Source organism: Ramlibacter sp., from assembly GCF_013697775.1.
Classification (GTDB): domain Bacteria; phylum Pseudomonadota; class Gammaproteobacteria; order Burkholderiales; family Burkholderiaceae_C; genus Ramlibacter.
Window position 1 is genome coordinate 1 of sequence record NZ_JACCWG010000023.1, and the last position, 9861, is coordinate 9861.

Annotated in this window: 7 protein-coding genes; 6 read left to right on the forward strand and 1 reads right to left on the reverse strand. The window is 69.7% G+C overall.

The genetic code is table 11. The features are described 5' to 3' along the window. Positions 1 to 4274: amino acid adenylation domain-containing protein (locus tag H0U68_RS01170; RefSeq protein WP_296352321.1), on the reverse strand; the 4274-nt coding region annotated here is incomplete at its 3' end. A 189-nt stretch (positions 4275 to 4463) separates the two neighbouring features. Between H0U68_RS01170 and H0U68_RS01175 the strand changes: the two genes are divergently transcribed. The 6 genes from H0U68_RS01175 to H0U68_RS01200 are packed head-to-tail and all read left to right on the forward strand — an operon-like array spanning position 4464 to position 9753. Further along, complete coding sequence (locus H0U68_RS01175; protein ID WP_296352323.1) at positions 4464 to 4943, forward strand: hypothetical protein; 480 nt, start codon at positions 4464 to 4466, stop codon at positions 4941 to 4943. A gap of 42 nt (positions 4944 to 4985) precedes the next feature. Continuing rightward, positions 4986 to 5165 (forward strand): hypothetical protein, encoded by a 180-nt coding sequence (locus tag H0U68_RS01180; RefSeq protein ID WP_296352325.1) that lies wholly within the window; start codon positions 4986 to 4988, stop codon positions 5163 to 5165. Continuing rightward, a complete protein-coding gene (locus tag H0U68_RS01185) occupies positions 5162 to 6370 on the forward strand; it encodes an efflux RND transporter periplasmic adaptor subunit (protein WP_296352327.1) in 1209 nt (402 codons plus the stop codon). Before H0U68_RS01180 ends, H0U68_RS01185 begins: the two co-directional genes overlap by 4 nt. 16 nt (positions 6371 to 6386) lie before the next feature. Continuing rightward, on the forward strand, positions 6387 to 7091 hold the full coding sequence (locus tag H0U68_RS01190) for an ABC transporter ATP-binding protein (RefSeq protein WP_296352328.1): 705 nt from the start codon (positions 6387 to 6389) through the stop codon (positions 7089 to 7091). Continuing rightward, positions 7091 to 8410, forward strand: coding sequence for an ABC transporter permease (locus H0U68_RS01195; RefSeq protein ID WP_296352332.1), 1320 nt, complete (start codon positions 7091 to 7093; stop codon positions 8408 to 8410). The genes H0U68_RS01190 and H0U68_RS01195 overlap by 1 nt, the downstream gene beginning before the upstream one ends. Then, on the forward strand, positions 8407 to 9753 hold the full coding sequence (locus tag H0U68_RS01200; protein WP_296352334.1) for a TolC family outer membrane protein: 1347 nt from the start codon (positions 8407 to 8409) through the stop codon (positions 9751 to 9753). The genes H0U68_RS01195 and H0U68_RS01200 overlap by 4 nt, the downstream gene beginning before the upstream one ends. Positions 9754 to 9861: the final 108 nt, after the last annotated feature.

A 9861-nucleotide genomic window follows, 5' to 3' on the forward strand; every position in this document is an offset into this window, starting at 1 on the left:
AGCGCCAGCGGCGCGTGCTCGTGGCGCAGCAGCCGTGCCAGCAGGGCATGTGCCTGGCGCACCCCGTCCTGCGTGCTGCCTTGGTCCAGGCGCACCCGCATGGGCAGCGTGTTGATCAGCATGCCCAACATGCGGTTCATGCCTTCTCCGCCCTGCATGCGGCCGAACAGCACCGTGCCGAACACCACGTCGTCGCGCCCGCTCACGCGCGCCAGCACCTGCGCCCACGCCAGGTGGAACAAGCTGGCGGTGGTCACGCCCAGCACGCGCGCGCGTTCGCGCAGCCGCCAGGCCAGGGATGCCTCCACGCTGCCGGTGGCCTGCGCGACCTCCGAGCCGTCGGCGTGCACGTCGCCCAATTCGAAGGGCAGGGTGGGCGCGTCCACGTCGCCCAGCAGCTCGCGAAAGAACGCCTCGTGCTCGGCCGCCGGAATGCCCAGGCGGGTCTGCGCCACGTAGTTGCGAAACGGCAGCGGGGCTGGGAGCGTGTCAGCTTGGCCGACCAGGTGCGCCTGAATCTCGCCGAGCATGCGCTTGAGCGAGGTGTTGTCGTCCATCAGGTGATGGAACAGCCACAGCATCACCCAGCGGCCGTTGGCCGCGTCGTGGGCGATGCAGGCGCGCATCATGGGCGCGCGGCGCACGTCGAGCCGGTAATGGCGCAGGTCGAAGCGCTCGCGCAGCTGGTCGACCGCGCTGCCGGCCTGGGCATCGAGGCCGACCTCTTCCACGGCCAGCCAGGCGCTGCGCCAGACCACCTGCACCGGCTCGGACAAGCCTTCCCACAGCACCGCGGTGCGCAGGATGTCGTGGCGCTCGATCACCGCCTGCATGGCTTCCAGGAACGCATCCAGCCGCTCGCGGCTGTCGAAACCGAAGGACACCTGCGACAGGTAGGGATCGCCCACCGCATGCAGCCGGTGGTGGAAAAGGATGCCTTCCTGCAGCGGGCCGAGCGGGTAGATGTCCTGGATGTTGGCGGCGCCGCCAGGCACCGCGTCGGCGATGCAGCGGATCTCGGCCTCGCTCAGCCCGACCAGCGGCAGCATGGCCGGAGAGATGACTGTGCTGCCCGCGGGAATCAGATTCGCGGGGACCTCGAACACCGCGCTCGTGCGGCTCACCTTCGCCGCCAGATCCGCCAGGGGCAAGTCCATGAACAGGTCGCCCACGCTCACCGACATGCCGGCGCCGCGCAGGCGCTCGATCAGGCTCATGGCCAGCAGCGAGTGGCCGCCCAGCGCGAAGAAGCGGTCGTGCCGGCCGATGCGCTCGACGCCCAGCAGCTCGGCCCAGAAACACGACAGCGCGTTCTCCACCTCACCGACGGGCGGCTGGTCGTCGCCGCCCGTGACGCCGGTCCCCTGCGCCGGCAGCGCTTTGCGGTCGAGCTTGCCGTTGGCCGTCAACGGCATGGAATCGAGGTTCACGTACTGCGCGGGCACCATGTAGTCGGGCAGCAGCAGGCCCAAGTGCGCGTGCAGGGCGGGTGCGGAAAGGGCGCCGCCGTCCGCGACGACGTACGCTACCAGCTGCTGGCCGCCCAGGCTGTCTTCCCGCGCCAGCACCGCCGCCTCGCGCACGCCGGGGCATTCCAGCAGCCGCGCCTCGATCTCGCCCAGCTCGATGCGGTAGCCGCGGATCTTCACCTGCGAGTCGTTGCGGCCCAGGAATTCGATGCTGCCGTCCGGCAGGTGGCGTGCCAGGTCCGCGGTGCGGTACATGCGCGCGCCGTCCGCCCCGGCGAAGGGATCGCGCAGGAAACGCTCGGCCGTGAGTTCGGGCTGGTTCAGGTAGCCGCGCGCGACGCCTTCTCCGCCAATGTAGATCTCGCCGGTTGCGCCGATCGGCACCGGATGGCCCATTGGGTCCAGCAGGTGAACGGCGCAGTTGGCAATCGGCCGCCCGATCGGCACGGACCACAGGTCGGCGGACGCATCGCAGCGGTGGACGGTCGCCCACACGGTGGCCTCCGTCGGGCCGTACTCGTTGTAGAGCGACACGCGCGGCAGCCGCTCGGCCACGCGCGCGACCAGCGCCGGCCAGCAGGCCTCGCCGGCGACGATCACCTGATGCAGCGTGGCGAGCGCGTCGCCATCGGCCTCGTCGATCAAGACCTGCAGCAGCGACGGCACGCACAGCAGGCTGGTCGCCTGCCAGGAACGGATGGCGGCGCGCAGCGCCGGCGGCGACAGAACGACCTCGCGCTGGGGCAGCAGCAGCGCGCCGCCCGAGGCCAGCGTGCCGAAGATGCCGGCCACCGAGCTGTCGAAGGAGATCGACGACAGCAGCAGGAAGCGTTCGTGGCGCTGGTAGACCTGCAGCCGCGCCATGGTGGACGCGAACAGGTTGCGGTGCTCCACCATCACGCCTTTGGGCATGCCGGTGGAACCCGAGGTGTAGATCACATAGGCTAGGCTCGCGCCGTCCAGCCCCAGAACTTCGCGCGGCAGGTTGGCGGTGGAGTGGTCGCTCCAGGGCAGGTCCGCGCCGTCCAGCGCGACGCAGGGCGCGGAAGTGTCGCCCAGCGCGGCGCGGCCGGCGACATCGGCCAGTACTACCGTGGCGTCGCTGTCGGCCAGCAGGTACGCGAGCCGCTCGCGCGGATAGGCCGGGTCCAGCGGCACGTAGGCGCCGCCCGCCTTCAGGATGGCCAGCACGCTGGCGATGAGCGGGCGGCCCTGCGCCGCGCACAGCGCCACGCGCGTCTCCGGCCCGACGCCCAGGTCGCGCAGGTAGTGGGCGATGCGGTTGGCCTCGGCGTTGAGCTCCGCGTAGCGCGAAGACCCGTCCTCGCAGACCAGCGCCACCGCATCCGGGTTGCAGGCGGCAAAAGTCTCGAACAGCTCGTGCACGCACTGGTTGCGCGGCAAGGCGGCGGCGGTCGCATTCCATTGCGCGAGTTGCAGGCGCTCGGCCTCGCTCACCAGCGGGAAGGCATTCACCGGCGCCTGCGGCGCGCCCAGCAGGTGGTCGAGCGTGCGCAGCAACCGCTGCGACAGGGCTTGCACGGCGGGCGCGTCCAGGTACGCCGTGTTGTAGATGAACTCGATTTCGAGATCGGTCGCGCCCACGCTGTCGAAGTGGCAGACGTACAGATTCAGGGGTGACTGCAGCGGCGGCGTCACCGCATCGGTGCGCTCGACCATCGCGTCGCCGAAGCGCGCGCCGTGGTCCTGGCGCATGTACGAGATGCTCAGGTCGAACAGCTGCGCGCGGCCGGCGCTGCGCAGCCCCAGCGCCTGGTTGATCGCGCCGACCGGAAAACGCTGGGCGCGGTAGTCCTGCTTGAGCGTGCGGTCGATTTTGGTGAGCAGGTCGGCAAAGCTCAGGTCCGTGCCGAACGACAGACGCACCGGGCTCACGCCCGAGTACTGGCCGGCGGTCGCCTTGAAGGCCGCGTTGGAGCGGTTCAGCACGTCGAGCCCGATGCTGAGGTCGTCCACTTGCGCCGTGCGCGCGGACAGCACGTACATCGCGCCCAGAATCACCTGGAAGACGGTCGATCCGTGCTCCTGCGCGAACGCGGCGATGCGTTCGTTCGTCGCGCGCGGCAGCACCAGCGAATGGCAGCGCGTGGGCATGACGGCGCCGGCCGCCGATGCCGCGCGCGAACGCTCGAAAATCCGCGGTGGGAGTTCCGCGTACTTGGCCAGCCAGTAGGCGCGGTGCTTGCCGTACAGCGGCGAGCGTGTGTACTCCACATCCTTCTCGACGAACGCGGCGAACGACGGTGCCTGGAGACCGACTTCCCGGTCTTCGCCCAGCGCGGTGTAGATCTCGCCCAGCGAGCGGATCAGCACACCGAAGGTCCAGCCGTCGGCGATCAGGTGGTGGTACTGCATGAACCAGTACCAGCCCTGCGGCGCCACGCGGATCAGGTCCTGGCGGAACAGCGGGCCTGCATACAGATGGAAGGGCTCCAGCAGGCGCTGCTGCATCCAGTTTTTCGCGGCTGCATCGGGGTCGCTGTCCTGGGAGAAGTCCCGCAGTTCCACCGGCGCGGGCACGGGTGCCGCGTCGCGAAACGCCTGCCGGGGCGCGCCGCTCCCGCCCTCGGGGCGCAGCAGCACGGTGCGCAGGTTGTCGTGCCGGCGAACCAGCAGCGAGACCGCGCGCTCGAAACGCTGGACGTCGATCGGGCCCGCCAGGCGCACGGAGGCGCCCAGGTTGTAGAGGGAAACCTCCGCGTGCAGCATCTGGTCGAGCCAGATCTCGTGCTGCGAATTCGTCAGCGGATAGGAACTCGCCTGCAAGCCGTTTTCCAGTCCCATCACACTGTCCTCCCGTTCGAGCGTTTGCCACCGAATGGCATCTTGGTCGGTGGTTGTACGCCGCACTGCAGTGCCCTCGACTACGAGTCCCCGTAGAACGAAATCGCCGTGCCGCCACGACGTACGAGTTCTCGTAGCGCCTCCGAAAAGGGGCGTGCGTATAACCGGCTCGACTCCTTGCCGCACACCATGACCAATGCCGAATTTCCCGACGCCGGGCAGCATGTCCGTCAGACGCGGTACGTCATGGACGTCGACCTCCAATGGGACCGTTTGCTCGCGCTCACGCATGGCCTGGCGCCCGCGGGCAGCGCATCGCTGCAGCTGATCCTGCCGGTCCTGAGCGAGACCGTGCAGCCGAACTGGGTGCTGCTGGAACGCACCGGGCTGTCCCCGGCCGCGGTGGCGGACATCGCCTGCGGCCTGGACCGCGAACTGACCGCACTCGCAACTTGGTCGCAGGCGCAGATCGCCCGCGCCATCGCGTCCACCTCAGCGTCCTTCGGCGTTGCCGCCGACACGGTGTCGGCGGTGGCCGGCGTGTTCGTGGTCGGCGAGGTCACGCGCCTGCCGCTTGCCGGCCTGTGCGAGCTCATGGGCCGCGACCGCGTGCTGCAACGCCTGCGCGCCGCGGCCAGGGCCTATGCGTCCATGCAGATGGTCGGGTAGGCCGCATGCTTTTCTTCAACCGTTGAAACAAGAGGATCCGACATGAACAAGAAGTGGCTCGCCGTCTTCGTCATCCTGGCGATTGCGCTGTTCGCCGTGTCGTGGCTGCTTCCCAAGACGCCGGCCGTGCCGCCCCAGAAGAGCGGTTTCGTCTCGCCGGCGCCCGTGGCGGCGGCAACCGGCGGACTGGCCGGCAGCCACCGGCCGCACCCGATCGCATGAAAAGACGCTGGGTCGCCGCCCTTGCCATCGCGGTCGTCGTCGTCATCCCGGTGGCGGCCACGCTGCTGCGCGGCAACGAGGCGAAGGATGTGCAGGTCGAGCGCGCCCAGTGGCGCGAGCTGACCCCGTCGATCCTCACTTCGGGCACGCTGGCCTATGAAAGCCAGGTGACCCTGGGCTCCGAGACGATCGGCCGCGTCGACGCGGTGTTCGTCAAGGAAGGCGACATCGTCAAGAAGGGGCAGCTGCTGCTGCGCCTGGACGCGGAAACCCCGCGCTCGGAAATCGTGCAATTGCAGGCGGGGCGCGACCAGGCGATGCTCAACGTCGACCGGCAGCGGGTGAACCGCGACTCGATGGGCGCCAAGGCGCGCCGCTACGAGGCGCTGCGCCAGCACGGGCTGATCGAGGCGACGAAATTCGACGAGCTGGTGACGCAGCGCGACGTCGCCGAGGTCGAACTGCGCGCGAGCCGCGAGGCCGTGAAGCAGGCCGAAGCGCAGCTGCAGCAGTCGCGCCAGAAGCTGGCCAAGACGGAAATCCGCTCGCCGATGGACGGCAAGGTCACCTCGGTCACCATCAAGGTCGGCGAGACGGCCGTTCCCAGCGCGATGAGCATCGCGGGCTCCAGCCTGATGACGATCAGCGACACGCGCAACACCTTCGCCGAAGTGAGCGTGGACGAAGCCGACATCGCCCGCATCGAGATCGGCCGCGAGGCCAAGATCGTGCCCGCCGCCTTCCCCGACCGCGCGCTGCGCGGCAGGGTCGACCGGGTGGCAATGGCGCCGCGCGAGGTGTCGGGCAAGAGCCGCAGCTATGCGGTGAAGATCCGCCTGGACCCGAGCGAGCTGGCGTTCCACCCCGGCATGAGCTGCCGCGCGGAGATCGCCTTCGCCAAGACCGGCGGTGCCAAGTCCATCGGCGTGCCGCTGCAAGCGGTGCAATACGACGAGTCCGAGCGCAGCAAGTCGGACAAGGCGATTGCCGCCGTCTTCGTGCTGGCCGACGGCAAGGCGGTGCGGCGCGAGGTGGATGTAGGCGTCGCCGACGACGCCTACATCGAAGTCCTGAAGGGGCTGCAGAAGGACGAACTCGTGATCGTCGGCCCGCCCAAGACCTTGCGGTTCCTGCGCGGCGGCGAAGCGGTGAAGGCGCAGGCCGGCGCGGCCACCGGCGAGCGCAAGGCGCCGAGCCCCCTGTGAGCACAGGCGCACGGACATGATCGAACTCAGCAACATCGGCAAGACCTACCAGCTGGGCGGCGAGGGCTATGCGGCGCTCGAAGGCGTGAACCTGCGCATCGCGCGCGGCGAGTTCGTCGCGCTGATCGGCGCGTCGGGTTCCGGCAAATCGACGCTGATGAATATCCTGGGCTGCCTGGACGTTCCCACCACCGGCAGCTACGTACTGGATGGCCGCGCGGTCGCCGGGCTGGACGAAGCGCAGCTGGCGGCGGTGCGCAACCGCAAGATCGGCTTCATCTTCCAGAACTTCCACCTGCTGCCGCGCGCTTCCGCCTGGAGCAACGTGGCGCAGCCGCTCATCTACCGCGGCGTTCCACGGGCGCAGCGCGAGGCCGCCGCGCGCGAGGCGCTGTGCCGCGTCGGGCTGGAGCATCGCTTGCACCACAAGCCCAACGAGCTGTCGGGCGGCCAGCGCCAGCGCGTCGCCATCGCCCGCGCGCTGGTCGGCGCGCCGCAGCTGCTGCTGGCCGACGAGCCCACCGGCAACCTCGACAGCAAGACGGCCGCCGAGATCATGGCGCTGCTGACCGAGCTGCACGGCGAGGGCCTGACCTTGATCATCGTGACGCACGAGCCCGGCATCGCCGCCCAGTGCAGGCGCGTGGTGCGCCTGCACGACGGCCGCATCGCGCAGGACGAGATGCAGGGCACGGCGCAACGCGTGGCGGAGGTGGCCTGATGCGCGCCGACGTCGCGGTCGCCCCGCCGCTCGCCATGGCTGCCGATGAACCGGACAACGGGCATGACGGGGACCGTGCCCGGGTCACGCTGTACCAGTTCCTGGAATGCCTGCGCTCGGCGGTGGCGAGCATCCGCGCCCACGGGCTGCGCAGCGCGCTCACCATGCTCGGCATCGTCATCGGCGTGGCTTCGGTGATCGCCGTGGTGGGCCTGGTGCAGGGGCTGTCGGATTCGATATCCCGGCAGTTCCAGAGCCTGGGCGGCAGCGCGCTCACCTTGCGCGCCGAAACGCCGCTGGAGGACGCGCTGCGCGGCAAGCTCAACCGGCTGAAGCTCTCGGACGTGGACCAGCTGCGCCACCGCGTCGACGGCATCCGCCACGTCACGCCCACGGTGATGGCGGGCGGCCAGCAGGGCGCCTCGGTGCGCAACGGCACCCACTCGGCCAGCGGGATGCTGCTGGGCACCACCTCGCGCTACCAGGACGTGCAGCAGACCTATCCCAAGTACGGCCGCTTCCTCGGCGAGAACGACGACCTGAAGCGCCGGCGCGTGGTGGTGCTGGGCGACAAGATGCGGCGTGACCTGAAACTGCCGGAGAACCCGACCGACCACTACGTGCAGATCAGCGGCGAATGGTTCAAGGTGGTCGGCGTGATGGAGCAGCGCGGCGAGATGTTCGGCCAGAGCCAGGACAACTACCTGCTGATGCCCTACCAGACCGCGCTGGCGGTCAACGGCATCATCGAGGAGCCGGACCTCTCCATCAGCTTCAGCGTGGCCGACCTGGACCAGGTCGACATGGTCAAGTCGCGCATCAAGGTGCTGCTGCGCGAACTGCACGGATTGAAGCCGGACCAGCCCGACGACTTCGTCGTGGAATCGTCCGACACGCTGGGGAAATCGTTCAAGGAAATCGCGACCACGGTCACGGTGGTGCTGGCGGGCGTCGTCGGCATTTCGCTGCTGGTGGGCGGCATCGGCATCATGAACATCATGCTGGTGTCGGTGACCGAGCGCACCCGCGAAATCGGCATCGTCAAGGCGCTGGGCGCGCCGCGCAGCTTCATCCTGATGCAGTTCCTGATCGAAGCGGTGCTGATCGCCATGCTGGGCGGGTTGATCGGCGTGCTGCTGGGGTATGGCGGCGCCTTCGGCATCGCCCGGCTGCTGCCCAACTTCCCCGACCCGGCGATTCCGTGGTGGGCGGTGCTCGGCGCCTGCGGCTTTTCGGGCCTGATCGGCGTGCTGTTCGGCATTTTGCCGGCCAGCAACGCCGCCAACCTCGCGCCCATCGACGCGCTGCGGTACGAATGATGCGCACAGCTCTAGTTCACATCTTCCTTTTGCTGGCGCTGCTGCCGGCCCGCCATGCGGCGGCGGAAGACCTGGTGCAGGTGTACGACCTGGCGCACGACAGCGACGCGTCGCTGCGCGCGGCGCGCGCCCTGGTGCGCTCGGCCGAGCCGCGCGCCGCGCAGGCCAACGCGCTGCTGCTTCCGTCGGCGAACGCCACCACCTCGGCGACCAATGTGGCGACCCGCCAGTCGGCCGTCGGCGGAGCGGGCGCGCCCGGCGAAGTGAACCTGGACCGATACGCCACCCGCACGGCCACCGGCACCTTGAACGTCCGCGTGCCCCTGTTCAACCGCGTGGCCTCTGTGGACATCGCCAAGGCCCGGGTCGGGCTTACGGCCGCGCGCACCGAGTTCGACGTCACCGAACAGGAGTTCATCGTCCGCGTGGCGCAGGCCTACTTCGACGTGCTGTCCGCGCAGGACGTGCTCGCCACCACGCGCAGCAGCAAGACCTCGATCGGCGGGCAGCTCAATTCCGCGCAGCGCAACTTCGACGCCGGGACCGGCATCATCACCGACGTGCGCGATGCGCAGGCGCGCTACGACCTCGTTCTGTCGCAGGAGATCGCGGCGGACAACGAGCTGCGCGTGCGCAGCCTGATGCTGGACCGCCTGGTCGGCCGGCGCGGCGTGCAGCCGCGCCCGCTTGCGGCGCCTTCGGTGCTGCCGGCTGTCGTGCCTGAGCAGGTCGATGCGTGGATGGCCGCCGCCGCGTCGCACCCGAGCATCCTGCGGGCGCGGCTGGCGCTGGAATCCGCCGGCCTGGACATACGGCGGGCGCAGGCCGAGCGCCTGCCCACCGTCGCGGCGGTCGGTTCGGTGACCCACAACCGCTATGGCGGCAGCGGCGCGGCGTTCCTGCCGCCCAAGAGCACCAACACCTCCGTCGGGCTGGAGCTGAACATGCCGCTGTTCGCCGGCTTCGCGGTCCAGAACCGCATTGCCGAAGCCCTGCTGCTGGAGGAGAAGGCGCGCGAGGACCTGGAGAGCGCGACGCGTTCAGTGGAGGAGTCCACGCAGCGCGCCTTCTTCGATTTGCAGAGCGGCAGGGCGCAGGTGAAGGCGCTGGAGGCGGCGGAGCTGTCGGGCCGGCTGTCCCTGCAGGGCACCGAGATGGGCTATCGGGCCGGCGTTCGGCTCAACCTGGACGTGCTGAACGCGCAGACGCTTCTCTTCCAGACGCGGCGCGACCTGGCGAAGGCGCGCTACGACGTGCTGATGGGATTCCTCAAGCTGCGCCTGGCGTCGGGGCAGCTCAGCCGGAGCGACCTGCTGGCGACCAACGGCCTGCTCGCAAGATGAACGTATCCCCAACGGGCGCCAGGACCCTGCTGCGCCGCGGCCTGGTGGCGCTGGGGCTGGCATCGGCCGCCTGGGCCGCCTGCGCCGCGGGTGCGGCGACGCTCGCAC

What these genes read in the sequence shown, in the direction of transcription:
- H0U68_RS01195 (WP_296352332.1), top strand. Translation starts at nt 7,091, where the DNA reads ATGCGCGCCGACGTCGCGGTCGCCCCGCCGCTCGCCATGGCTGCCGAT.
- H0U68_RS01185 (WP_296352327.1), top strand. Translation starts at nt 5,162, where the DNA reads ATGAAAAGACGCTGGGTCGCCGCCCTTGCCATCGCGGTCGTCGTCGTC.
- H0U68_RS01200 (WP_296352334.1), top strand. Translation starts at nt 8,407, where the DNA reads ATGATGCGCACAGCTCTAGTTCACATCTTCCTTTTGCTGGCGCTGCTG.
- H0U68_RS01175 (WP_296352323.1), top strand. Translation starts at nt 4,464, where the DNA reads ATGACCAATGCCGAATTTCCCGACGCCGGGCAGCATGTCCGTCAGACG.
- H0U68_RS01180 (WP_296352325.1), top strand. Translation starts at nt 4,986, where the DNA reads ATGAACAAGAAGTGGCTCGCCGTCTTCGTCATCCTGGCGATTGCGCTG.
- H0U68_RS01190 (WP_296352328.1), top strand. Translation starts at nt 6,387, where the DNA reads ATGATCGAACTCAGCAACATCGGCAAGACCTACCAGCTGGGCGGCGAG.